The organism is Arthrobacter sp. fls2-241-R2A-172 (genome assembly GCF_030208885.1).
Lineage (GTDB): Bacteria > Actinomycetota > Actinomycetes > Actinomycetales > Micrococcaceae > Arthrobacter.
Genome location: NZ_JARVTB010000007.1, coordinates 1 through 23221 on the forward strand (window position 1 = coordinate 1; position 23221 = coordinate 23221).

24 protein-coding genes and 1 rRNA gene are annotated in these 23221 nt (G+C 63.6%); 18 read left to right on the forward strand and 7 right to left on the reverse strand.

Annotated elements, in window-relative coordinates; genetic code table 11:
• The first annotated feature begins 196 nt into the window (after nt 1-196).
• Nucleotides 197-313, forward strand: a 5S ribosomal RNA gene (gene rrf / locus QRM57_RS12360).
• Between the two features lie 117 nt (nt 314-430).
• Here the strand turns inward: rrf and QRM57_RS12365 are convergent.
• The 3 genes from QRM57_RS12365 to QRM57_RS12375 form a co-directional block, all read right to left on the reverse strand.
• Complete coding sequence (locus QRM57_RS12365) at nt 431-1264, reverse strand: alpha/beta fold hydrolase (RefSeq protein WP_257370329.1); 834 nt, start codon at nt 1262-1264, stop codon at nt 431-433.
• 62 nt (nt 1265-1326) lie between these two features.
• Nucleotides 1327-2181, reverse strand: a complete 855-nt coding sequence (locus QRM57_RS12370) for an alpha/beta fold hydrolase (protein ID WP_284986834.1) — start codon at nt 2179-2181, stop codon at nt 1327-1329.
• 9 nt (nt 2182-2190) lie between these two features.
• Nucleotides 2191-3087, reverse strand: coding sequence for an alpha/beta fold hydrolase (locus QRM57_RS12375; protein ID WP_284986835.1), 897 nt, complete (start codon nt 3085-3087; stop codon nt 2191-2193).
• Nucleotides 3088-3162: 75 nt separating this feature from the next.
• Between QRM57_RS12375 and lysS the strand changes: the two genes are divergently transcribed.
• The 15 genes from lysS (at nt 3163) to QRM57_RS12450 (ending at nt 17661) form a co-directional block, all read left to right on the forward strand.
• Entirely contained in the window at nt 3163-4692 is a 1530-nt protein-coding gene (gene lysS, locus QRM57_RS12380) for a lysine--tRNA ligase (RefSeq protein WP_284986836.1), read from the forward strand.
• Nucleotides 4693-4694: 2 nt separating this feature from the next.
• Nucleotides 4695-4868, forward strand: a complete 174-nt coding sequence (locus QRM57_RS12385) for a hypothetical protein (RefSeq protein ID WP_235520368.1) — start codon at nt 4695-4697, stop codon at nt 4866-4868.
• A 129-nt stretch (nt 4869-4997) separates the two neighbouring features.
• The gene (locus QRM57_RS12390; RefSeq protein WP_211711044.1) at nt 4998-5324 is read left to right on the forward strand and encodes a histone-like nucleoid-structuring protein Lsr2; all 327 of its coding nucleotides are present in this window, start codon (nt 4998-5000) and stop codon (nt 5322-5324) included.
• Nucleotides 5325-5694: 370 nt separating this feature from the next.
• Entirely contained in the window at nt 5695-8187 is a 2493-nt protein-coding gene (locus QRM57_RS12395; protein WP_284986837.1) for an ATP-dependent Clp protease ATP-binding subunit, read from the forward strand.
• Between the two features lie 148 nt (nt 8188-8335).
• The gene (locus QRM57_RS12400) at nt 8336-9544 is read left to right on the forward strand and encodes a glycosyltransferase (protein ID WP_284986838.1); all 1209 of its coding nucleotides are present in this window, start codon (nt 8336-8338) and stop codon (nt 9542-9544) included.
• Nucleotides 9545-9594: 50 nt separating this feature from the next.
• A complete protein-coding gene (locus QRM57_RS12405; protein WP_284986839.1) occupies nt 9595-11712 on the forward strand; it encodes a S9 family peptidase in 2118 nt (705 codons plus the stop codon).
• A gap of 160 nt (nt 11713-11872) precedes the next feature.
• Nucleotides 11873-12382 (forward strand): amino-acid N-acetyltransferase, encoded by a 510-nt coding sequence (locus tag QRM57_RS12410; protein WP_257370319.1) that lies wholly within the window; start codon nt 11873-11875, stop codon nt 12380-12382.
• A 160-nt stretch (nt 12383-12542) separates the two neighbouring features.
• The gene (locus QRM57_RS12415; RefSeq protein ID WP_284986840.1) at nt 12543-13991 is read left to right on the forward strand and encodes an FAD-binding oxidoreductase; all 1449 of its coding nucleotides are present in this window, start codon (nt 12543-12545) and stop codon (nt 13989-13991) included.
• 27 nt (nt 13992-14018) lie between these two features.
• Nucleotides 14019-14195 carry a hypothetical protein gene (locus QRM57_RS12420; protein WP_284986841.1) on the forward strand — a complete coding sequence of 59 codons (177 nt, stop codon included), beginning with the start codon at nt 14019-14021 and terminating at the stop codon, nt 14193-14195.
• A gap of 148 nt (nt 14196-14343) precedes the next feature.
• Nucleotides 14344-15345, forward strand: coding sequence for a dihydroxyacetone kinase subunit DhaK (gene dhaK, locus QRM57_RS12425; RefSeq protein WP_284986842.1), 1002 nt, complete (start codon nt 14344-14346; stop codon nt 15343-15345).
• Between the two features lie 2 nt (nt 15346-15347).
• Nucleotides 15348-16001 (forward strand): dihydroxyacetone kinase subunit DhaL, encoded by a 654-nt coding sequence (gene dhaL, locus QRM57_RS12430; RefSeq protein ID WP_284986843.1) that lies wholly within the window; start codon nt 15348-15350, stop codon nt 15999-16001.
• Complete coding sequence (dhaM, locus tag QRM57_RS12435) at nt 15998-16681, forward strand: dihydroxyacetone kinase phosphoryl donor subunit DhaM (RefSeq protein ID WP_284986844.1); 684 nt, start codon at nt 15998-16000, stop codon at nt 16679-16681. The genes dhaL and dhaM overlap by 4 nt, the downstream gene beginning before the upstream one ends.
• Nucleotides 16682-16770: 89 nt before the next feature.
• Nucleotides 16771-16947: a CsbD family protein gene (locus tag QRM57_RS12440; protein WP_018780110.1), complete on the forward strand. Its 177-nt coding sequence runs from the start codon at nt 16771-16773 to the stop codon at nt 16945-16947.
• An 87-nt stretch (nt 16948-17034) separates the two neighbouring features.
• The gene (locus QRM57_RS12445; protein WP_257370313.1) at nt 17035-17295 is read left to right on the forward strand and encodes a DUF4235 domain-containing protein; all 261 of its coding nucleotides are present in this window, start codon (nt 17035-17037) and stop codon (nt 17293-17295) included.
• 3 nt (nt 17296-17298) lie between these two features.
• Nucleotides 17299-17661: a VOC family protein gene (locus tag QRM57_RS12450; RefSeq protein ID WP_235520348.1), complete on the forward strand. Its 363-nt coding sequence runs from the start codon at nt 17299-17301 to the stop codon at nt 17659-17661.
• A gap of 19 nt (nt 17662-17680) precedes the next feature.
• On the opposite strand, the gene QRM57_RS12455 is transcribed toward QRM57_RS12450, so the two are convergent.
• The gene (locus QRM57_RS12455) at nt 17681-18193 is read right to left on the reverse strand and encodes a VOC family protein (protein WP_284986845.1); all 513 of its coding nucleotides are present in this window, start codon (nt 18191-18193) and stop codon (nt 17681-17683) included.
• Between the two features lie 85 nt (nt 18194-18278).
• Here QRM57_RS12455 and QRM57_RS12460 point away from each other — a divergent pair, with 85 nt between their 5' ends.
• A complete protein-coding gene (locus QRM57_RS12460; RefSeq protein WP_284986846.1) occupies nt 18279-19073 on the forward strand; it encodes an AraC family transcriptional regulator in 795 nt (264 codons plus the stop codon).
• On the opposite strand, the gene QRM57_RS12465 is transcribed toward QRM57_RS12460, so the two are convergent.
• From QRM57_RS12465 to QRM57_RS12475, 3 genes are all read right to left on the reverse strand, one after another.
• Nucleotides 19027-20418, reverse strand: coding sequence for a cation:dicarboxylate symporter family transporter (locus QRM57_RS12465; RefSeq protein WP_235520345.1), 1392 nt, complete (start codon nt 20416-20418; stop codon nt 19027-19029). The genes QRM57_RS12460 and QRM57_RS12465 overlap by 47 nt on opposite strands.
• Nucleotides 20419-20915: 497 nt before the next feature.
• Nucleotides 20916-21398, reverse strand: a complete 483-nt coding sequence (locus QRM57_RS12470; RefSeq protein WP_284986847.1) for a hypothetical protein — start codon at nt 21396-21398, stop codon at nt 20916-20918.
• A gap of 23 nt (nt 21399-21421) precedes the next feature.
• Nucleotides 21422-22372: an iron-sulfur binding domain-containing protein gene (locus QRM57_RS12475; RefSeq protein ID WP_284986848.1), complete on the reverse strand. Its 951-nt coding sequence runs from the start codon at nt 22370-22372 to the stop codon at nt 21422-21424.
• A 136-nt stretch (nt 22373-22508) separates the two neighbouring features.
• On the opposite strand from QRM57_RS12475, the gene QRM57_RS12480 reads away from it, so the two are divergent.
• Entirely contained in the window at nt 22509-23216 is a 708-nt protein-coding gene (locus QRM57_RS12480; protein WP_284986849.1) for a hypothetical protein, read from the forward strand.
• Nucleotides 23217-23221 lie beyond the last annotated feature (5 nt).

Genomic DNA, 23221 nt, shown 5'->3' on the forward strand with positions numbered 1-23221 from the left:
ACTAAAGACTCGTGAAGCTGACCGGTACTAATAGGCCAACAACTTACACCACACACAACACACTGCACGCGTCCACTATGTGGTTCCCGAACAACAACCCCGGGAACAAACAACTAAATAACAACCAAGCACCACAGTTGTAACCACAGTCTTCCCACCCACCCCCACACACGGGGGTTGGGACGGGTAACAAGGTTACGGCGGTCATAGCGTGGGGGAAACGCCCGGTCCCATTCCGAACCCGGAAGCTAAGACCCACAGCGCCGATGGTACTGCACCCGGGAGGGTGTGGGAGAGTAGGACACCGCCGGACAACCATTAAGGTCGAGACCCCCCAACCCACACGGGTCGGGGGGTCTCCCACATTTAACCACCAAACACCCCAGCGCCAGCCGCGAAGGTTGTCCGAGCCGGCACCAGGGGGTGAGGGTTAGCCGGAGAAGAACTCCGACAACTCCGAGATCAGCTTGTCCGGCGCTTTGTTGGGGCCATCGTGCCCGAAGCCGGCGAGTATGGTGTAACTCGACCCTGACAGGACGTCGTGGATTTGGCCGCAGGCAACACCGAAGTAGGCAGGGCTCTTTTCGCCCACTACGATCAGCGTTTCCAAGGGGAGTTCCAGGAACGGCTCAGCTGGCATGTCCGCAGCGATGACGGCTTTGATTTCCCGCACGCCGCTGGTCATGAGCTCGCGCATCTGTTTGCCCATGGGCGTGCCTGCTGTCAGCTTGTTGGCCAGGGTCAGCATGGACAGGGGCATGCGCCCGAGAGCGCCTTCCGTTTCCACTCCCTTGATCAGTACGGCGAGGGCTCGATCGTAGTCCCCGGCCGCAGCTGCGCGTTCATATTCCGGTGCCCATTCGGCCTTGACGCTGTGGTTGACGGAAACGGCCGGGTCATAGACAGCCAACCTTTCCACCGGAAGCGTCCGCGCTGCGTGGAGTGCTACGGCTCCACCGAAGCTGTGTCCAAAGACGTCCGTGCTGGAGGTGTGTTTCATGACCGCCTCCAGGTCCCGGATGTCGGCTTCCAATGTGTAGTCTTCGGCTTGCGGTGACGAGTCACCGCGTCCGCGACGGTTGAACGTGTGCACGGGCCTGCCCAGGGCTTCGCTCAATTTCTGGGCAAACCGGGTGTAATCGGAAGCGGTAACCATGGAGGCCGGAACAACTACCACGCCGGATCCTGCCGAAGTCAGCTCACCACCGGTGGTTAGTACTTCGAGGTGTCCGCCGTCTGGGGTCATGATGATGTCGCGCGTCATGAATTGAGCCTAACCGAGCCACCTGAAAGCAGGCACTATGCCTGTCCGTATGTGGAAAACCGTCAGCGCGTGAAGTACTCGGAGATATCCGACACAAGTTCCTTGACGGCTGCCGGAACGGACCCGTGGAATCCTTTCGGGGAGACTTCCAAAGTGCTGCCCGGCACCGCCCTGTTCAAGCGTGACGCAGCGACCTTGTAGAACTTCGGACTCTTCTTTCCCACCATGAAGTGAGTCGTGGATGGCAACACGGAGAAGTCCCGGGGTGTGTCGGCGGCTTCGAACGCTGCCTTCAGTTCGCCGACGCCTGTTGGCATGAGGTCACGGAACAGCTGGTTGACTTTGGTGTGCGAGACGATGGCCATCAACCCCGCCAGGACTGGCTCAGGAACCTTCGCAAGGGCGGTTCCCTGGTTCATTCCACGCTTCATCCGGGCCAGCGCCCGGCCTACTTCGCCTTTGTTGACGGCATCAGCGAATCCTTCCAGCCAGTCCGTGTCCATGCTCCCGTCGATATTCACGGCGGCGTCATAGACCGCCAGTTTGTCCGGTTCGTGACGGGTGCCGGCGAAGGCCTGTGCAGCGTTGAGGGCAACGGATCCGCCCAGGCTGTGGCCAAGGATATTGCGCGCGCCAGTAGCGTCCATGATGGTGCGGACATCGGCAATTTCGGTGGCCATGGAGTAGCCGTGCGGTTGCTCTGTCGACTTGCCCCGGCCGCGTCGGTCGTAGACGTCCACGGCCCAGCCAGGACCGAGTCCTTTGGCCAGGGCGATCGAAAAGGGCCGGTAGATCAGGGCTGTGAGGAACGCTCCGCCGATAACAATCACCCGGCGTTCACCGGGCGCGTCTTCCGCGCCGTACGTGTACAAGGCGAGTCCGCCGCCGTCGTGCGTCCTGATGCTCTGTTCCCTCACCGAAACATCCTAGGGCGCGACAGTGCGCTGACCGACATTATGGGTTGCCGCCAGGAACCGGGCGACGCGGGCGGCGAGCCGACGGCCCGGACGCAGGGGACCTTCGTGGAATTGCAGTGGGACTATGGCGAACTCGATCGCCGGCACGGCGCCACTGAGCATGCGCCCGGTCTCGGCGAAGTACGCGGGGCTCCAGCCGCCGCTGAGCATGAGCGTCGGGGTAGAGAACTTCAGGAAGTCGTCAAGGTGCGCATCGGCGTCCAGTACCGCGCGCATCTCGGTAACAGCAGTGGGCAGCAGGGTACGCATTTCCAGCCCCAAGCGGGTTCGCGCGGACAATACGCTGAGCGTCCGCAGCGCCCCCATGGGCAGGTACGAGATGGGCCCGGCCGTTCCAAGGCCCTGCACCAGGTGCGCCCAGGCTTGATCCAGCTGCCCGGCCGTTACTGCTTCCTCGAGCTCTGGCCGCCATCTGCTGCTGAGGTTGCCGGACAGGGACACTGCGGCGTCGTAGGTCACCAGGCGATGGATGCTGAAGCGCCGGGCGGCTTGCAGCGCCACGAATCCGCCATAGCTGTGCGCTACAACATCATCGGAACCGCTCTTCTCCATGACCGCCTGGAGGTCCGCTATCTCCGTCTCCACCGAATAGTCCGGTGGCTGTGGAGCGGAATGCCCGCGGCCACGGCGGTTGTAAACGTGGACAGGGCGCCCGAGCATCACGCTGAGAGTCCGCGCGAACGGCCAGTAAAGGGAATCGGTCACCAAAGTGCCATGGACAAGTACGACGCCGGCTGGTTCAGCAGGTGCCTTCGACCCCGGAATCGCCGCAGCCGACGCTGGCCGGAAGGTGTGCACCTCAAGCTGCCCACCGCCGTCGTTCGTTTCAACCGTCCATGTCTCCACAGCCTGAGTCTATTCGTTGGGCGGATCCCAGGGCCCGGAAGTGAAGAGCCGTAATCAACGGTAAACTTAAGGACTGTGACTTCCGCAAACACCCCAGCCCCGAACACCTCCGCAGAACCCATCGATGCCAGCGAGCAAATGCGCATCCGCATGGAGAAGCGCGCCAAGCTGATCGAGCGCGGCACGGAGGCCTATCCGGTGGGGGTTGAGCGAACCCACTCCCTCAGCGAAATCCGCGAAAAATATGCGCACCTCCAGGCCGACGAGACCACGGGCGACACCGTGGGCGTCACCGGTCGTGTCGTGTTCATCCGCAACACCGGCAAGTTGTGCTTCGCCACGATCCAGGAAGGCGGCGTGGACGGCAAGGGCGTCCGGCTGCAGGCGATGCTGAGCCTGGCCAACGTCGGCGAGGAAGCGCTTGCGGACTGGAAGGCCCTGGTTGACCTGGGCGACCACGTCTTCATCAAGGGTGAGGTCATTTCCTCACGCCGCGGCGAACTTTCCGTGATGGCAGATTCCTGGTCGATGGCCTCAAAGGCGCTGCGACCGCTCCCGGTCCTGCACGCGGAACTCAACGAGGAAACCCGCGTTCGCCAACGCTACGTGGACCTCATGGTGCGCGATGAAGCCCGCGAAATGGTCTACAAGAGGGCCGCCATCACGCGCTCGGTCCGGGACACGCTGGACCGTCACGGCTATGTGGAGGTGGAGACCCCCATCCTGCAGCTGGTCCATGGCGGCGCCACAGCCCGTCCGTTCGAAACGCACATGAACGCGTTCGACCAGAAGATGACCCTGCGCATTGCCACCGAGCTGTTCCTGAAGCGGGCCGTCGTTGGCGGCATTGACCGCGTCTACGACATGGGGCGCGTCTTCCGCAACGAAGGCGTGGACTCCACCCACAGCCCCGAATTCACCACGCTTGAATGCTACGAGGCCTGGGCAGACCAGTTCGTCATGGCCGAGCGCATGAAGGAAATCATCCTCAACGTCGCCGACGTCGTTGGCACGCGCACCATCCAGACCGACGCCGGTGAGATCAACCTCGACGGCGAATGGGCTTGGATTTCGGTGTACCCGGGTCTCTCCGAAGCAGTGGGCGTTGAAATTACGCCGGACACCACTGTGGATGAGCTGCTTGCCATCGCAGCAAAGCACGAGGTCAAGGTGGACCCCAAATGGGACGCCGAGAAGATCGTGGTTGAGTTGTTCGGCGAGATCGTCGAACCCACCTTGCTGAACCCCACGTTCGTGTACGACTACCCGCCCTCCGCGCAGCCGCTGGCCCGCCCGCACCGCGAAGACGGCCGGCTCATCGAGGCCTGGGACTTGATCATTGGCGGCATGGAACGCGGAACGGCATTCTCGGAACTCATTGACCCTGTCATCCAGCGTGAGCGGCTGACGGAGCAGTCACGGCGTTCGGCGGCAGGCGATGACGAAGCCATGCAACTGGACGAGGACTTCCTCCGCGCCCTCGAATACGGTGCCCCGCCCATGGGCGGCATCGGACTCGGTATTGACCGCCTGGTGATGCTGTTCACCGGTGCCGGCATCCGCGAGACCATCCTGTTCCCCCTGTTGAAGCCCGAAGGACACTGATCATGGAGTACATCGCAGTCCTGGCGCCGTCGGTTGTTGTTGGGTTGATCTTTTGGTTTGCCATGAAGTCAATCTTCAATGCGGACAAATCGGAGCGTCAGGCGGAAGCCCGCGCCCAGGCGGAAGCGAATTCGAAGAATATTGGCCCGGCATCCGAAGGCCCTGCCACTAAATAGCCCGCTAAATGGGTTCCCTTCATGGATGAATCCATTTGTGCTTTGACGTGCGTGCTTGCGGTGAACGATAATCAACAAAGGAATCCGGGGAATTTCTGATTATCCAACCCTCCAAAAGAGAGGCAACTCATGGCACAGAAAGTAAAAATCATCCTCGTCGATGACCTGGATGAAGGGGCCGCGGATGAAACTGTCCGCTTCGGCCTTGATGGCGTCAGTTACGAGATGGACTTGTCCACCGCAAACGCTGCTTCGCTTCGGAAGGCCCTGGAACCGTACGTGGCCAAGGCCAGGAAGACGTCGTCCGGCCGCGCCACCCGCGGGCGTGCAACAGCGGCACGCAGCCAGGATTCCGCACAGATCAGGCAGTGGGCCCGTGATAACGGTTACACGGTGAACAGTCGCGGACGTATTCAGGCTGAAATTCAGGAAGCGTACCAAAAGGCCAATTCCTGATTCATCGCTTCAACGCCCCGGCAGCTACTGCCGGGGCATTGATGTTTTAAGAGGCAGTATGTGCAAGTGCCGGGCGCTCCGAACCATGGAATATTCTGTGAATCACCAGCCGGCCGAGTGACCGGGGATTTGAGCGGCTAATCGGCTGGCAACGCGATGCCTGATACTGCTAATGAATACCTTGCGGCCCTGGCAGCAGGCAGGACCTGGAAGCGGTTTGGCAGCATCCCACCGCAGGACGCCCCGGGTCAAGGGGGAAGGGCCTGTTTTATTCCGCAACCCCGTCATGTTTCCCCTGTGGCGAACACGCCCCAAAAGTGTTGCTCCGGCACGTAGCATCAAAGTACGTCGTAGCTAGGAGTGTGGCGAAATGTTTGAGAGATTTACGGACCGTGCCCGTCGCGTGGTCGTCCTTGCCCAAGAAGAGGCAAGGATGCTCAACCACAATTACATCGGTACCGAGCACATCCTCTTGGGTCTGATCCACGAGGGTGAAGGCGTCGCAGCCAAAGCGCTCGAGTCCCTGAGCATTTCGCTCGATGGTGTTCGCGAGCAGGTGCAGGAGATCATCGGTCAGGGCCAGCAGGCCCCATCCGGTCACATCCCCTTCACGCCGCGTGCCAAGAAGGTGCTTGAGCTCTCGCTCCGCGAAGCACTGCAGCTCGGCCACAACTACATCGGTACTGAGCACATCCTGCTCGGCCTCATTCGCGAAGGCGAAGGCGTGGCCGCACAGGTGCTGGTGAAGCTGGGCGCAGACCTCAACAGGGTCCGCCAGCAGGTCATCCAGCTGCTCTCCGGCTACCAGGGCAAGGAAACCGCCGGCAGCGGTTCCGGCCAGGGCCAGCCGGAAGGTACCCCCGCCGGTTCGGTGGTGCTTGACCAGTTCGGACGCAACCTGACCCAGGCTGCCCGCGAGAACAAGCTCGATCCCGTGATCGGCCGCGAGCAGGAGATGGAACGCGTCATGCAGGTCCTCTCCCGCCGTACCAAGAACAACCCGGTCCTGATCGGTGAGCCCGGCGTTGGTAAGACCGCCGTCGTCGAAGGCCTCGCCCAGGCGATCGTCCGAGGCGATGTCCCCGAAACCATCAAGGACAAGCAGCTGTACACGCTTGACCTCGGTTCGCTGGTTGCCGGTTCCCGCTACCGCGGTGACTTCGAAGAGCGCCTGAAGAAGGTCCTCAAGGAAATCCGCACCCGCGGCGACATCATCCTCTTCATTGACGAGATCCACACCCTCGTCGGAGCGGGTGCTGCTGAAGGCGCCATTGATGCTGCGTCCATCCTCAAGCCCATGCTTGCCCGTGGTGAACTCCAGACCATCGGTGCCACCACGCTGGACGAGTACCGCAAGCACATCGAGAAGGACGCCGCCCTCGAGCGTCGTTTCCAGCCGATCCAGGTCAAGGAACCTTCCGTTGCGCACGCGATCGAGATCCTCAAGGGCCTTCGCGACCGGTACGAGGCACACCACCGCGTAACGATCACCGATGGTGCCCTGGCATCGGCCGCTCAGCTGGCCGAACGCTACATCTCGGACCGCTTCCTGCCGGACAAGGCGATTGACCTTATCGATGAAGCCGGCGCCCGCCTGCGCATCCGCCGCATGACCGCTCCGCCGGAGCTCAAGGCCATGGACGAGCGCATTGCAGACGTGAAGATGGAGAAGGAATCCGCCATCGACGCCCAGGACTTCGAGGGTGCTGCCTCGCTGCGTGACAAGGAGCAGAAGCTCATTGCCGAACGCGCGGAGAAGGAGCGCAACTGGAAGTCCGGCGGCATGGACGACATTTCCGAAGTTGACGAGGACCTGATCGCTGAAGTTCTTGCGAACTCCACCGGCATCCCGGTCTTCAAGCTCACCGAGGAAGAGTCCTCGCGCCTGCTCAAGATGGAAGACGAGCTTCACAAGCGCGTTGTGGGCCAGGACGAGGCCATCAAGGCCCTGTCGCAGGCTATCCGCCGTACCCGTGCAGGCCTCAAGGACCCCAAGCGCCCAGGTGGCTCGTTCATCTTCGCCGGCCCCACGGGCGTCGGAAAGACCGAGCTCGCCAAGGCACTTGCCGAGTTCCTGTTCGGTGAAGAGGACGCGCTCATCACGCTGGACATGTCCGAGTACTCCGAGAAGCACACGGTTTCGCGTCTCTTCGGTGCTCCTCCGGGCTACGTCGGCTACGAAGAGGGTGGTCAGCTGACCGAAAAGGTCCGCAGGCGTCCGTTCTCCGTCGTCCTGTTCGATGAAGTTGAGAAGGCCCACGCGGACCTGTTCAACTCGCTCCTGCAGATTCTGGAAGACGGCCGTTTGACCGACTCCCAGGGCCGCGTGGTGGACTTCAAGAACACCGTGATCATCATGACCACCAACCTTGGTACCCGCGACATCTCCAAGAGCGTGGCCACGGGCTTCCAGTCCGGCACGGACACCCAGACCGGCTACAACCGGATGCGCGCCCGGGTTACGGAAGAGCTGAAGCAGCACTTCCGCCCCGAGTTCCTCAACCGTGTTGACGACGTCGTGGTGTTCCCGCAGCTGACGCAGGACGAGATCATCGAGATCGTGGACCTGTTCGTGACCCGCCTGGAGCGCCGCCTCAAGGACAAGGACATGGGCATCGAGCTCACGCCCGCCGCCAAGGTTCTCCTGGCCACGCGTGGTTACGATCCCGCGATGGGTGCCCGGCCGCTGCGCCGCACCATCCAGCGCGAAATCGAGGACCAGCTGTCCGAGAAGATCCTGTTCGGCGACATCCACCCCGGCGACATCGTTGTGGTTGACGTCGAGGGCGAAGGCGACGACGCGAAGTTCACGTTTGAAGGCAACGCCAAGCCGCGCATTCCGGAGATCGCTCCGACCGTTTAAGGCAGAGGCAACGACGCAAAGGACCCCGTCCATTCCGAAAGGAGTGGGCGGGGTTCTGTTGTCCGCCGTCCTCCGGGTTTTTGCACACATGTTGGCCCTAAGGTGGGTTTCAGGCTCATTCGATGGAAAAGACTCCAGGGGGACAAACATGCGCGTACTCATGGTGGCGCCAGGCACGCGAGGAGACGTGGTTCCGATGGCCGGCCTCGGGCATCGCCTGCAGGGCGTAGGCTACGAGGTCGCCATAGCCGCCAACCCGGCCTACGCGCCTTTGGTGGTGGAATCAGGGTGCGAGTTCAGGCCACTGCCGGGAAACCTTGCTGAGCTGATCAAACATCCCGCGCCTGGTGCCAAGGCATCAGCCGGAAATGTGGTCTCCTTCTGGAAGAAGCTCGGCGAGTACATGGACAATGCGGCGACAGGGACGTTGGCTGCAGCGGAGGCCGGCGCGGACGTGATCCTGGCCAATTCGGTGGCGCCGTACGCCTACGACGTCGCAGAGGCCCTCGGCATTCCGGCGATCGGTGCCCATCTGCAGCCCACTGAGCCAAGCGCGGCCTACCCTCCTGTCCTGATGAACTCGGCCCGGAGCCTCGGCCCCGTGGGAAACAGGATCATAGGGGAGCGTGCTTCTGCTGGGCCAGCTCCATATGACGGTCCCAGCGCCCGCTTGCGCAGGGAACTGGGCCTGCGCAAGGAAAGCCGCGCGGCCGGGGAGCGTCGCCGAAGGAAAGCTCAGGCAACAGTGCTTTACGGCATCAGCCCATCGGTACTGCCCAGGCCGGACGATTGGCACCCGTGCTTAGTGATGGCAGGGTACTGGTGGCCGGCTGAAAACCCTGGCTGGCAACCAGCCGCAGACCTCGTGGACTTCCTTGCGGATGGCCCGCCTCCGGTTTTCGTCGGATTCGGCAGCAGCGCCGACATCGATCCTGGCTTTATCCTGGACGCTACCCGTCGTGCCGGCGCAAGGGCCGTCGTCCAAGGCGTTGAGGGTTACCTGGGGGATGACGCAATCGGCGTCGGGAGTGTTCCGCATGAGTGGCTTTTTCCCCGTATGTCGGTTGTGGTTCACCATGCGGGCGCTGGAACCACCGCTGCCGGTCTGCGGGCTGGCGTTCCGACGGTGGCTGTTCCTGTATACACGGACCAACCGTTGTGGGCGTCCAAAGTTGCATCGCTTGGAGCCGGGCCGGAGCCGGTGCCCTATAAGAAGCTGACTCCGGAGCGCCTGGGCGAGGCGATACGCGAAGCCAGCACCACGCCGTCGTACGCCCGCCGCGCCAAGAGCGTAGCCACCGCACTGGCGACGGAAGACGGCACCGCCGCCGTGGTCGAGGCATTGCGGAATATCTGAAAGTACTGTTTCACTGTGAGTGAACCACTCTGTGATTGGGACCACACTCCATGTTGAATCAGATCATGGACTCAGCTGACATTCACGCCCCGGGCCACCAGCCCGAAACTCCTTTCCACGATCTTGACCACTACCTCTCCATCCCGCGGGTCGGTGGCCTCTCCCTTAGTCCGGACGGAACGCGACTGGTCACCACAGTGACAACGCTCAACGGCAAGGGAACCGAGTTCGCTACCGCCCTTTGGGAGATCGACCCGACGGGCCAGCGGCCGGCACGCCGGATCACCCGCAGTTCCAAGGGCGAAGCCGGGGCAGTCTTCGCCTCCACCGGCGACCTCTACTTCACGTCGGCGCGCCCGGACCCGGACAACCCGGACGCTGACCCCGTCAGTGCGCTGTGGCTGTTGCCCGCCGACGGCGGTGAGGCCCGCGTGGTGCACTCCCGCTCCGGCGGTATCAATTCCGTGATGGCCGCTAAAGACGTGGACGCCACATTCATCACCGCGGAGGTCCTGGCCGGATCCTCCGATGAGGAAAATGACGAGGCGCGCCGTAAGGCCCGCAAGGACAACAAGGTGTCGGCGATCCTGCACAGCGGCTACCCCGTCCGCTACTGGGACGCCGACCTGGGCCCGGCCGAGCCGCGGCTCTTCGCGGTGGAACAGGGCGAGGACAAAGAGCCTGGCAAGCCCTCCACCGTTGACGCCGCGCCGTCGCTCAAACTCCGCAACCTGACGCCCGGCGTCGGCGGTTCGCTGCGCGAGGCCAAGTCAGTAGTGAGCCCAGACGGCAAGACCATCTACACCAGCCTCACCAAGGCGCTCGCGAAAGCCGACAGCCGCGAGGTGCTCGCCGCCGTCGACGTCGCTACCGGCAACGTCAAAGTCCTCCTGGACCACGAGGGCATGAGCTACTTCCCGGGACCCGTCAGCCCAGACGGCCGCACGCTGGTGGTTGAAAGCGAAAGCGACACAACGCCCACTCAGGCTCCACAAGTGAAACTGCACCTGCTCAACGTAGCCAATGGCGAGACCACGGAATTGGAGCCGCTGGCGCACCACTGGGACCGCTGGGCCACCGCGCTCGCCTGGCTCCCCGACGCCAGCGCCATACTCGCGAAAGCGGACGACGACGGCGCGTCGCCGGTTTTCCGTATTGGCGTCGCTGACGGTGGCGTCACACGCGTGACGATGGACTCCGCAGCCTATTCCGACGTCGTGGTCTCACCTGACGGGGCTACCGCGTACGCGCTGCGGAGTTCCTACGAGTTCCCGGCCGAAGCGGTGCGGATCGACCTGGCCACCGGTGCGGTGGTACGCCTGCCTGCGCCGGCGGAGCGACCGGTCTACAGGGGCCGCTTGGAGCGGGTCGAGACCACCGCGGAAGACGGTGCCCGCGTGCCCGCCTATCTTGCACTGCCCGAAGGCGCCTCCGCGGATGCTCCTGCCCCGCTCCTGCTCTGGATCCACGGCGGACCCCTCGGCTCCTGGAACGCCTGGACCTGGCGTTGGAACCCGTGGCTGCTGGTCGCCAAGGGCTATGCCGTCCTGCTCCCGGATCCCGCGCTTTCCACCGGCTACGGGCAGGAGTTCATCCAGCGCGGCTGGGGCGAGTGGGGCAAGAAGCCGTTCACGGATCTCATGGCCATCACCGATGCTGTGGTGGAGCGGCCGGACATCGACGAGTCGCGGACAGCAGCGATGGGCGGATCCTTCGGTGGTTACATGGCCAACTGGGTGGCTGGCCAGACGGACCGGTTCAAGGCGATCGTCACCCACGCCAGCCTGTGGGCGCTGGACCAGTTCGGCCCCACCACGGACGCGGCCCAGTACTGGTTGAAGGAAATGACGGCTGAGATGGCGATACAGAACTCGCCGCACCTGAATGTCGGCAACATCAAGACGCCCATGCTGCTGATCCACGGCGACAAGGACTACCGGGTGCCGATCGGGGAAGGCCTTCGGCTCTGGTACGAGCTCCTGTCCTCTTCGCAGCTGCCTGCTGACGACAACGGCCAGAGCCCGCACCGTTTCCTCTACTTCCCGGACGAGAACCACTGGGTGCTCCAGCCGCAGCACGCCAAGGTTTGGTACGGGGTTGTGGAGCATTTCCTGGCCAAGCAGCTTCTGGGCGAGGACGTGGAGTTGCCTGAGGAACTGGGGGTCTAGGCGATTCCTTCCGTGCGACAACCGGGACACTTGCCGCGTGCTCGCTCGTTCCTCGCTTAGACGCACGCTATACAAATGTCCCGGTCGTCGCCGTCGTGCCCGCACTCCGTCATACGCGGCGCCGGCGGCCCGCATCTGTTTGCCTCGCTAGTATGGGGGAGTGGATTCGACCTTCAGCCTTCGCCCTGCCCGCACCAGTGACGTAGCGGCGATCAAAAGGCTCGTGGCTCCTTTGGCTGAGGAGCGGATCCTCATGGCCAAGGAGACAGTGGCGTACTACGAGAGCCTGCAGGAATTCCGGATTGCCGAATCCAACACAGGCGAGGTCATTGGCTGCGGCGCCTTGCACGTGATGTGGGAGGACCTGGCCGAGATCCGTACGCTGGCCGCGGCCGACTCCTGGCGGGGCCGCGGCGTGGGCCATGTCCTGGTGGAGAACCTGCTGGAAGAGGCAAAGGCGCTGGGCGTGAGCCGGGTGTTCTGCCTGACGTTCGAGGTGGACTTCTTCAAGCGCCACGGCTTTGAAGTCATGGCGGACCAGTCGGCCGTTGATCCGCAGGTGTATTCGGAACTCCTGCGCTCGCATGACGAAGGCGTGGCCGAGTTCCTGGACCTTGCCCGCGTGAAGCCCAACACCCTGGGCAATACGCGCATGATCAAGCAGCTTTAACCTGCGCCCAAACCCCTTTTAGACCCCAGCTCCGACGTGTGGCTGGGCCCTGCCCGATTATGGGTGATTTAAACCTCTTCTCTTATCTAAAGTTGATGGATAAACTGATTACGGCTTGCTGGGGAAGCTTCCGCCACATCGGTCAATTTGAGAGAAGATCATGCAGTCCCACGCCTCCACTCCAGATGTTTCACAACTCCAACTCAGCGTGCGCGGTCCCGTGTTCACGCCAGCCGATCCAGGCTTCGCCGCCGAAGTAGCGGCCTTCAATTTGTCCACTCAGCACCAGCCGGATGTTGCCTTCGGCGCCCTCGACGCAGAGGACGTTTCGGCAGCGATCCGCTGGGCCGGAGAACGCGGAATGCCCGTCTCCGTCCAATCCACCGGCCACGGAGCCACCAACGCCATTGAGGGCGGCCTGCTCATCAGCACCCGTCGAATGCTGGAGCTCAGTATCGATCCCGTCGAACGGACGGCCCGCGTTGGCGCGGGCGTCCGCTGGAAGGCCGTCGTGGAACTGGCATCCACATTCGGGCTCATGGGGCTCTGCGGTTCCACCACCGACGTCGGCGTGGTGGGTTACACGTTGGGCGGCGGCTTGCCGATCATGGGTCGAAAGTACGGGTTCGCATCGGACCATGTGATCGCCTTCGAGATCGTCACTGCTGACGGCACGCACCGACGGGTAACCAAGGACGAGAATTCGGAGCTTTTCTATCTCCTGCGCGGAGGCAAGGGAAACCTTGGCATTGTCACGGCCCTGGAATTCCACTTGTTCCCGGGCACTGACCTCTTCGCCGGTGGGCTGTACTTCGACGGTGAGCATGCCCCGGCGGTCCTCCAGCAGTTCAGCGAATGGGTTCCGTCGCTGCCCCAGGAGGCGTCGGCGTCGTTGGCTTTCCTGCGCCTCCCGGACATGGAGATGATTCCCGAACCTTTGCGGGGCAAGTTCGTCGTGCATCTGCGTTACGCATACCAGGGCGACGCGGCCGTGGCAACGCAATTGCTGGAGCCGATGCGACGGAGTGCGCCTTTCATGATGGATGGGACCGGCCCCCTGGACTCCACCCAGCTGGACAGTATCCACCAGGACCCGGACCAGCCTGTGCCCGTGCGCGAGCGTGGCTTCCTGCTGGACCGTTTGGACGGCGGAGCGAAGAGCGCGATCCTGCGCCACTTCGGACCAGGAGTGGAGAGCCCGGTGCTGATGGCGGAGGTGCGGTTGCTCGGCGGCGCCTTGGCCAAGAGCGCCGACGGCGAGGATACCGTTGGGGCGCGCGACGCCGCGTTCAGCTTCTTCATGGCTGGCATGGCTGTCCCTCCTCTGGTGGAGCTGCTTCCCGTAGTGTTCGACGCCGTACGCGAGGACCTGCGCGACGCCTCCAGCGGCGGGACTTTTGTTAACCTGCACGGCCACTTCGTCGACGCCGAGGACAGGGAGCGGCCCTGGGGTCCCACTGTCCGCGAACGGCTCCGGAAGGCGAAGGCCCAGCTTGACCCGAAGAACATGTTCAGTTTTGGACACGTTGTGGGGCTTCCGGTGATCGACCAGACAGTGCTGCTTGAAGATGTTGTGACTGCCGGCGGCGACGCCGTGCTGAACAACTAGGGAGCTGGGACGGCAATGGACCATCGGGTGATTTTTCCTGACTTCTCCGCATTCCAGATCGACATCCCGTATGGATTGTTGCCAAGCGGGGAGTCCTGGGCCGGGGAACGCCATCCGGATCCGGACCTCTACTCGGCCTTCTGGCCCGAGGTCCGTCCCCGGAGTGAGTCCGGGTTGATTGCGGCGCCGGGTGCCGATGACTGACCCGTGAACAAAAGAGCAGGTGGAGGGGCGGTCGAAGGGCTGCCCCTTCCACCATTTAACTGCCGTCCCTTCGCCTCGGGACCTACCGTGGGCCCGCCCGCCGGTAGTAGGGTCAGAGCACCAGCCACAGCACGCCCAGGAGCATCCAATGAAAAAGCTCATCAATGATCCACGCGCCGTGGTGGACGAGTCCGTCGAAGGTTTTGGCATGGCCCATGCCGACATCGTGGACGTCCATCCCGACCCCAAATTCGTTGTCCGGAAGGCAGCGCCGGTAGCGGGCAAAGTTGCCCTGGTGTCCGGCGGAGGCAGCGGGCACGAACCCCTTCACGCAGGCTTTGTGGGACTCGGAATGCTCGACGCCGCTGTGCCCGGCGCGGTCTTTACCTCTCCCACACCCGACCAGATCATTCCGGCGACTGTCGCGGTGGACTCGGGTGCCGGCGTCGTCCACATCGTGAAGAACTACACCGGTGACGTGCTGAACTTCGAAACCGCTGCGGAAATGGCCCAGGCTGAAGGCGTTCGCGTCCGTTCGGTGCTGGTGAACGACGACGTCGCCGTGGAAGACTCGCTGTACACGGCAGGACGCCGCGGAGTGGGTGGAACCGTCCTGGTGGAAAAGATCGCCGGCGCGTCCGCCCAGCGCGGGGATGACCTTGACGCTGTCACAGCGATGGCCGAACGTGTTGTGGCCAACGTGCGGACCATGGGCGTGGCCCTGTCCGGCTGCACTGTGCCGCACGCGGGGACGCCGAGCTTTGAGTTGGCCGATGACGAAATTGAAATCGGAATCGGCATCCACGGCGAACCGGGCAGGCACAGGATCCCCATGGAAAGCGCCGACGCCATCACGGACCGGCTGCTGGAACCCGTTCTGGAGGATTTGGGGATCGCTTCAGGTGACCAGGTCCTGTTGTTCGTCAACGGCATGGGCGGAACCCCGCAGAGTGAGTTGTATATCGTGTACCGCCGGGCCGCGCAGGTCCTCGCCGAACGGGGCGCCACGGTGGAGCGCTCGCTGGTGGGAAACTACGTGACTTCGCTTGAGATGCAGGGCTGTTCAGTATCCGTGCTGCGCCTGGACGACGAGATGACCAGGCTCTGGGACGCGCCCGTCCACACGGCAGCCCTGCGGTGGGGTGCCTGAGCATGGGATTGGGCGTCGACTGGGCCGTGGAATGGCTGAAACTCTCCGCCGACTCCATGGCCCGGCACCGCACGGAACTGATCGAACTGGATCGCGCAATCGGCGACTCTGACCACGGCGAAAACATGGACCGGGGTTTCCAGGCGGTTGTTGCCAAACTGGAGGAAGGCCCACCGGAGACGCCGGGTGCGGCACTCAAGGTGGCGGCGATGACCCTCATGTCAAAGGTGGGTGGTGCGGCCGGACCGCTCTATGGAACGGCGTACCTGCGCGCGGCCACCTCGCTGGGCGATCTGGCGGATGTGGATGCTGAAGCCCTGGCCGCGGCGCTCGCCGCAGCGCGGGACGGCGTAGTGGCCCGCGGCAAGGCGGAACCCGGAGACAAAACCATGATCGACGCCTGGACTCCAGCTGTCGAAGCCGCACAAAAGGCAGCGGCCGCAGGCAAAGACCCAAGGGAGGTCCTGGACGCCGCCGCTGAAGCCGCCCAGGCCGGAGCCGAATCCACGGACGAACTGGTGGCCCGGAAGGGTCGGGCCAGTTATCTGGGGGAGCGCAGCGCCGGGCACCGCGACCCCGGTGCCGCATCAACAGCGCTGCTCCTGCGGGCAGCCGCAACAGCTGCCAGCAACGGCACGGGAACCGGCGACGCATGACGGTGGGAATCGTGGTGGTTTCGCACAGCAGCAAGATCGCTGAAGGAGCAGTTGAACTCGCCGCCCAGATGGCACCCGACGTCGAACTGGTCGCCGCCGGGGGAACGGACGACGACCGGATCGGTACCAGCCTGGAGAAGGTGCTTGCCGCCGTCGAGCAGTCCTTGGTTGATTCCGGAGGCGACGGAGTGGTGGTGTTGACCGATTTGGGTTCGGCGGTGATGACCGCTGAGTCGGCGATGGAGTTCGCCAGCGCTCCTGAGGCCGTTCGGCTTGCCGATGCCCCTCTGGTGGAGGGCCTTGTGGCGGCGGCCGTCGCTGCCCAGGGAGGTGCCGGCGTCGAGGATGTGCTCAAAGCAGCTGAGGCGGTACGTTTTGGCGGCGGAACGGAAAGGCCCGACGAAACCCCGCATACGGGGGCGCCGGACGCTAGCGGCGACTTCGAGCTCATCAACCCCTTGGGAATGCACGCACGTCCCGCGGCAAAGATCGCAGGCGGTTTGTCGGGCATGGACGCCGAGGTGACCGTCAACGGCGTCGACGGCATGTCCATCATGGCGCTGATGGCGCTCGCCGCGGGCCAGGGTACGACGCTCCACGTCGAGGCCCGTGGGAAGGACGCTGCGAAGGCGGTGGGATACGTGCGTCGGCTTGTGGAGGAAGGGTTTGGGGAGCTCTGATTCTCCGGTTTTTGGACCAAGATATTGCTAAGTATGCTGATTAGTGATGTTGTAGAGGTACAAGGTTCCTACGAAGAAAGAGGTGCGACATGGGTGCTGACGACAAGATGGAGAATGCCGGCGAGAAGCTCGGCGGCAAGGCCAAGGAAGCTGCCGGCAAGCTGACGGACGACAAAGGCCTCGAAGCTGAGGGCAAGGGCGACCAGGTCAAAGCCGACCTCAAGGGCGCAGGCGAGAAGGTGAAGGACGCCTTCAAGAAGGACTAGGAATGTGGACAGGGCCGCTGCGGTTGCAGCGGCCCTGTCTTGCTGTGGGAGGCCTCGCTTCGAGGCGCTATTTAACGGAGGATCTTCGTGAACATTCTGGTAAAACTGTTCGGCATTGCTGTCAGCCTCGGCGCAGGTGCCATCGCGAACAAGACTTTGGAAGGCCTCTGGGAGAAGAAGACCGGCAAGCCCGCCCCGAAGGACGGAACGGACCTGAACGACTCCCTGCCGGGCGTCCTGGTCTTCGCCGTGGTCTCCGCCGGTGTTGGCGCAGTTGTTCACGTACTTACCCAACGGGGCACCAAGAGCGCCCTGGCCCGCATGAAGAAAACAGCAGACGAGGTCTAGAACATGGCTATTGCCAAACACCCCAGCGTTGTCATCGACTGCCCCGACGCGGCAGCGCTCGCAGCCTTCTACGCGGAATTGCTCGGATGGCACGTTTCCAACGAGAACGGCGACTGGTACGACGTGCGCCCGGAGGACGGCAGCAACTGCATCTCCTTCCAGCAGGTTGATGTGTACCAGGCGCCCGTCTGGCCGGGCCAGACAATCCCGCAGCAGATGCACTTTGACGTCGTGGTGGACAACCTGGACAAGGCTGAAGAAGAAGTCCTTGCCATCGGCGCCAGCAAGGCCGACCACCAGCCAGGCGAGACGTTCAGGGTGTTCCTTGATCCTGCCGGACACCCCTTCTGCCTCTGCCTGAGCTAGGGTCGGCCCTTTTTTGGGCCTAGCCCTGCTGCGCCGCCCACTCTTCGACGCGACGGTTGCTTTCCTCCTCTGAGAGGTCCTCGACGCGGGTCATGATGGACCACCGGACGCCGAAGGGGTCCCGGAGGCTTGCGTAGCGATCGCCGGAAACGAAAGTGCTCAACGGCTCCCTGATGGTGGCGCCGGCTTGTTCCGCTTTGCGGACCAGAGCGTCTGCATCGGAGCAGTAGAGTCCCAGGGAATAGCAGTCGTCCTCGCCCTCGGGCGACGGGACCAAGTGGTATTCGGGGTTGGGCTCGCCGAGTTGCAGGTGGCCGTTTCCGAAGTCGAGCTCCGCGTGGACCACCACCCCGCCCATCTCGGTTTCGCCCACTACCCTGGCGCCGAACACGTCCCGGTAGAACGCGATCGCTTCCTTGGCGTTGGACACCGCAAGGAACGGCGTGAGGCTGGTCAACCCTTTCGGGACGCCGTGCGTGGTGTGCTCGCCGTTGGCGGCGGTGGCGGCTTCTGTGCTTGTAGTATCTGTCATGGATATGACGCTACGTGCCTGGTAGGGGCCAGCGCTTGGAGATTCGCGACGGGTTCGCGAGGGGTTGGGTTCCGGGAAGGCTCCAATGACGGATTCGTTCAAAGGCATCCTCTATCCCGCCCGGCTGCCCACCTTCCACCGGCTTCCTGCGCCGGAGCCGGTGGCGCATCTTGTCCAGTGGTTCTGGATCCCCGAGTGGGACATCGAACCTGGCCGATCGTCCCGGCAACACCTGATCGCCTACCCCACCTCCAATCTGGTGGTGCAAGGTGATGTGGTTGAATTCTCCGGCCCCACCACCCGCGCCGCTTACCGTGACCTGAGCGGCAAGGGATGGGCAGTGGGAGCCCTGCTCCGACCGGCCGCAGTTCCGCTGTTCAGCGATGCTCCGGAGACCCTCCGCGACACAGGTCTCGCACTGGACCTGCATAACCTCCACACCGCCGTTTCAGCGGCCATGGAAACGCACGACGGCGGTGCTTACCGGGGACGGGCAGTGGATGCGTTTGTTGCGTGGCTGGTTTCGCTGGACGTTGCTGTGTCCGAAGAGGCGCTGCTCGCAAACCGGATGATGGACATCATCGCGACCGACCCCGAGGTGGTCCGGATCGAAGATGCGGCATCGCTTCTTGCGGTGTCCCCGCGAACGTTGCAACGGATCGCGAAAAAATACATCGGGTTGAGTCCCTCCGCCCTCATCCGTCGCCGAAGGCTGCAGGACGCGGCCGAACGCACCCGGTCCGATCCAACAGCGGACCTTGCGGTGATCGCCGTCGAACTTGGCTATGCGGACCATGCGCACCTGACCAACGACTTCCGGAAGTTCCTGGGCTTCACGCCGAGTTCGTACCGGCGGTCAGCCGGGGCTGCGGACTGCTGAGCGTTGGCACAGTCGGTTCGGTGACTGTGTCCCCTTCCTCTGGGGTCGTGGTCTCCCCGCGGAAAGCTGCCAGCATTGCCTCGCGATCGAATTGACCCTCCCATTTGGAGACCACAAAAGTGGCGACGCAGTTGCCAAGCAGGTTGACCACAACCCGCATGGAGTCCATGAGCCGGTCGGCCCCCAGCAGGAGTGCCACGCCTGCCACCGGGAAGATTCCCAGGGCTCCAGCGGTGGCCGAAAGGGCCAGGAAGGCTGATCCCGGGACACCGGCCATGCCCTTGGAGGTCAGCATGAGAATGCCCAGTGCGGCCAGTTGCTGACCCAGATCCAGGTTGTGCCCGAAGGCCTGTGCGAGGAAGAGGAGGGAGATCGACAGGTAGAGTGCCGCGCCGTCGAGGTTGAAAGAGTATCCGGTGGGAACCACCAGCCCCGTGGTTGCCCGGGAGCAGCCGGCGTTGGTCAGCTTGGTCATGATGCGAGGGAGGACGGATTCGGTGGACGCCGTGCCCAACGCCAGCATGAACTCTTCGCGCGAGTATTTGATGAACTGCCACAGGGGGACACGAGGGTAGGCCCAGGCCACCACAAACAACAAGCCGATGAAGATCAGGGCAGAGCCGTAGCATGCTGCCACCAGGAGGGCGTAGGTGCTCAGGGAGCTGAGCCCGTATTGGCCGATGATGAAGGCCATGGCGCCAAACGCACCCACTGGAGCCACCCGCATGACCCAGGCCATGATCCTGAAGAAGATTTCCAACGTGGTTTCCATGATGTCAATGACCGGCTTGCATTTCTCCCGCCCCACCACCACGATTGCTGCTCCAAAGAAGACGGCGAAGCACAGCACCTGCAAGAGTGAGTTTGAGGCAAATGCCCCCACCACGCTTGTGGGGATGATGCCCAGCAGGAACTGTCCGGCATCCTTGGGTGGGGCCGTGGTGGTTTTGGCGTTCACGGCATCCTCGGACAAGGACGCGGGGTCAATGTTCAGACCGGCGCCCGGCTGCACGACGTTGGCCACTACCAGCCCAAAAGCAAGCGCGAAGAGTGTAGCGGCGGTGAAGTAGACCAGGGCCTTCACGCCCACCCGACCGACGGCTCTTACGTCTCCCACGGCTGAGATCCCAGTGACGATGACCAGGAAAATCAGCGGCGCGATGATCATCTTGATGAGTTGGATGAAGCCATCGCCCAGCGGGCGAAGCGCGGACCCGATGTTGGGCCACAGGTACCCGATGACGATTCCCGCTACCACCGCCATCAGGATTTGGAAGAACAAGGATTTGTATAAGGGCTTCTTCGCAGCCGGAGTTGAGGCTGTTTCAGGTGCATGGATCTTCAAGGAGTGCGCCTATCTGTGCATGGGGCCGTGCAGGGTCACGGCCGGGATCACACAAGACGCTATGAGTGCCTTGTTTCCGGATTGCTAATTCCAGAGGCGCTCTGTGTTTAATATCGGAATCAAGTTTTCACGATGCGAAATTGACCGGGGATAAGGGTCGGTAGCCCTCCGCCGCAACCTCCGCAGGCTTCGGGACCGGCTTATGCGCTGCGTCGAGGAAGACCCTGTAGGACACCACTCCCTCCCCGGCTGCTCCCGTCGCGCACCTGCAGCGGTATGCCTGGGATATCCAGGCGCTGTCCAGCAGTGCCTCCATCCAGGCATCACATTCTGCCAGCGAGAGGGGTGTGCGGTACCCGGCATCCTTCCGGTGGGCCGCGAAGGACACTGTGACGCAGGTGCCGGCAGGGGCAGGCCCGGCGGCGACTCGGGCGGAATGGCACGAGAATACCGCTGGCTAAATCAAATCGCTAGAGGAACGGCGCCGTTCGATACTTCTACCCCTGCCGTAGCCCCGCCGCATCAAGGACCACCGCCGCCGAAATAATCCGCCCGCACTGTTCGCCGAACGGGAAGTCGCCCCTCGGAGTGAACGTCAGGGTACGCATTGGCAAGGCGTCACCGGAAATGGATGTGCCGCTCACCGTCGCATCCATGGGCGCTTCGGATAGCGCCGGCAACTCCATGAAGCCCTGCAGGGTACCGTCAGGGGAGGACGTCGCTGAGCAGACACCCTCCGGCGAGCAGCCCTGGTCGACGGCAGCTGAGCCCGGCTGCAGAACCAGCTCCTTCTCCGTGCAGCTACCGTCCTGGCAGGCCTTCAGTCGAAGAGAACCGACGTCGCCCGCATAGGAGGCGGCCACGGTCACGGACACCCCGGTAGCCCGCGCAATGGCCGGGCACGCCACAGGCTCCGGATAACACGCGGCCAGCAATCCCGCAGTACACGCAAGCGTCAAGGCCAACCCAATTCTGCCCATGCTTCAGGGTAGGGCCCGATGCCCTACGCCGGTAGCCGCAAGCCGCCGTCGTGCATTTCCGCAAGACCATCGGTCAGCAGGCCGTCCAAGGCGCGCTCCAACTGTTCGGGCGCCGAGTTGAGGCGGTGCAACGCTGCGAGTGGAATGCCGATGCCCGAGGGCGCGAAGCCGAGGTCGGCGGGCGCCTGTTCGAACATCTCACGCGGGACAGGTGTGGCAGCCTCACGGAGCACCGCCATCACGGCTCCGCGGACCTGTCGGTCGGTGCCGTGCCAGGATTGGCCCTTGGGCGTGTACGACGGCGGCGGCTCACCGGCGGCGAGCCAGGCACAGCTTGCGCGGACGGGACAGTCGGCGCACTTGGGGCTGCGTGCGGTGCAGACCATGGCGCCGAGCTCCATGACGGAAGCGTTCCAGCGCACGGACAGTTCCGGATCGAGGGGGAGCAGCGACTCGGCCAGTCGCATCTCCGCGGCGGTCAGCGTTGGCGCCGGAAGGGCGCTCCCGGCGAAGAGCCGTGCGTGGACGCGGCGGATGTTGGTGTCTACTACGGTCTCCCGGCGGCCAAAGGCAAAGGCTGCGACGGCAGCGGCCGTGTAACTGCCGACGCCGGGGAGCCCCAGGAGCTCGTCGTAGTTGTCGGGCACCGAACCGCCGTGCTGATCCCGGATGGCGACGGCGGCCGCGTGCAGCCGCAATGCCCGGCGCGGATAACCGAGGCGGCCCCAATGGCGCACGGCTTCTCCGGACGGCTCGTTGGCGAGGTGGGCCGGTGTGGGCCAGCGTTCCATCCAGTCGAACCACACCGGAAGGACGCGGACCACGGGGGTCTGTTGGAGCATGACTTCGCTGACCAGGATTCCCCACGCGCTGCAGTCGGGTTCACGCCACGGGAGGTCCCTTGCCGTGTCCTCGAACCACTGGGCCAAGGCGTTGTGGAGCGAGGCCAGCTGGAGGGTGTCGGGAAGTGTCATACTGCCCACAACTCTAGTGGATTCCGGCCCGGAGCGACCCCGGCGCAGTCGCATGGCCGACGTCACACAGCCTTGGATTGCGCGCCAGCGGCGTGGAGGTTAGGAACCCCGGGCGCTGCGAGCCTAGCCTAGAACCATGTCCACCAAGGGTAAGCCGCCGTCCACCGCGCGCTCATCAGCGCCGGCGAAAAGTGCTGCCCGCGGTTCGTCACCACAAAGTACCTCCACAAACCGTCGCCGGCCGAGCCCTGCCGTGTACCGCCGTCGTCGACAGGTTGTTTTTGGCGCCCTGCTGCTGGTGATCGTGCTGCTGGTGGGCGGCATTGTTGCGATCACCGGATCCCTCTCCGGAAAGTCCGAACCGCAAGCCGTCGCGTCTCCTGACACCACGCAGGCGCCGACGCAGGGGACCGCACCGTCGGGAACGCCAGCGCCCTCGGCATCCGCAACGCCGGTGTGCGACTTCAACCTCATGACCGTGGCCGCGAAAACCGATAAACCTGCCTATGGTGCCGAGGAAATGCCGCTCCTGACCATGACCATCACCAACGGCGGCGCCGCTCCGTGCGAGGTCAACGTCGGAACGTCGCAGATGGAATACCTGGTGATGAGCGGAGCGGACCGCATCTTCTCCTCCAAGGACTGCCAGACAGGCGGCGTGGACCTCATCAAGACCATCCAGCCCGGCAAGAGTGAAGTCGCCAACTTCCCGTGGCAGCGCAACCGGACGTTGGAAGGCTGCGCGGCGATCAACGCCAAACCCGGCGCCGGGGGCGCTTACTACACCTTCGAGGCGAGGCTCGGAAACAAGGCGAGCCCCAAGGCCACCTTCCAGCTGAACTAAGCGGT

Coding starts and splice junctions, on each gene's coding strand:
- QRM57_RS12365 (WP_257370329.1), bottom strand. CDS start 1,264: ATGACGCGCGACATCATCATGACCCCAGACGGCGGACACCTCGAAGTA.
- QRM57_RS12385 (WP_235520368.1), top strand. CDS start 4,695: ATGGAGTACATCGCAGTCCTGGCGCCGTCGGTTGTTGTTGGGTTGATC.
- QRM57_RS12390 (WP_211711044.1), top strand. CDS start 4,998: ATGGCACAGAAAGTAAAAATCATCCTCGTCGATGACCTGGATGAAGGG.
- QRM57_RS12395 (WP_284986837.1), top strand. CDS start 5,695: ATGTTTGAGAGATTTACGGACCGTGCCCGTCGCGTGGTCGTCCTTGCC.
- QRM57_RS12400 (WP_284986838.1), top strand. CDS start 8,336: ATGCGCGTACTCATGGTGGCGCCAGGCACGCGAGGAGACGTGGTTCCG.
- QRM57_RS12405 (WP_284986839.1), top strand. CDS start 9,595: ATGTTGAATCAGATCATGGACTCAGCTGACATTCACGCCCCGGGCCAC.
- QRM57_RS12415 (WP_284986840.1), top strand. CDS start 12,543: ATGCAGTCCCACGCCTCCACTCCAGATGTTTCACAACTCCAACTCAGC.
- dhaK (WP_284986842.1), top strand. CDS start 14,344: ATGAAAAAGCTCATCAATGATCCACGCGCCGTGGTGGACGAGTCCGTC.
- dhaL (WP_284986843.1), top strand. CDS start 15,348: ATGGGATTGGGCGTCGACTGGGCCGTGGAATGGCTGAAACTCTCCGCC.
- dhaM (WP_284986844.1), top strand. CDS start 15,998: ATGACGGTGGGAATCGTGGTGGTTTCGCACAGCAGCAAGATCGCTGAA.
- QRM57_RS12440 (WP_018780110.1), top strand. CDS start 16,771: ATGGGTGCTGACGACAAGATGGAGAATGCCGGCGAGAAGCTCGGCGGC.
- QRM57_RS12450 (WP_235520348.1), top strand. CDS start 17,299: ATGGCTATTGCCAAACACCCCAGCGTTGTCATCGACTGCCCCGACGCG.
- QRM57_RS12455 (WP_284986845.1), bottom strand. CDS start 18,193: ATGACAGATACTACAAGCACAGAAGCCGCCACCGCCGCCAACGGCGAG.
- QRM57_RS12460 (WP_284986846.1), top strand. CDS start 18,279: ATGACGGATTCGTTCAAAGGCATCCTCTATCCCGCCCGGCTGCCCACC.
- QRM57_RS12470 (WP_284986847.1), bottom strand. CDS start 21,398: ATGGGCAGAATTGGGTTGGCCTTGACGCTTGCGTGTACTGCGGGATTG.
- QRM57_RS12475 (WP_284986848.1), bottom strand. CDS start 22,372: ATGACACTTCCCGACACCCTCCAGCTGGCCTCGCTCCACAACGCCTTG.
- QRM57_RS12480 (WP_284986849.1), top strand. CDS start 22,509: ATGTCCACCAAGGGTAAGCCGCCGTCCACCGCGCGCTCATCAGCGCCG.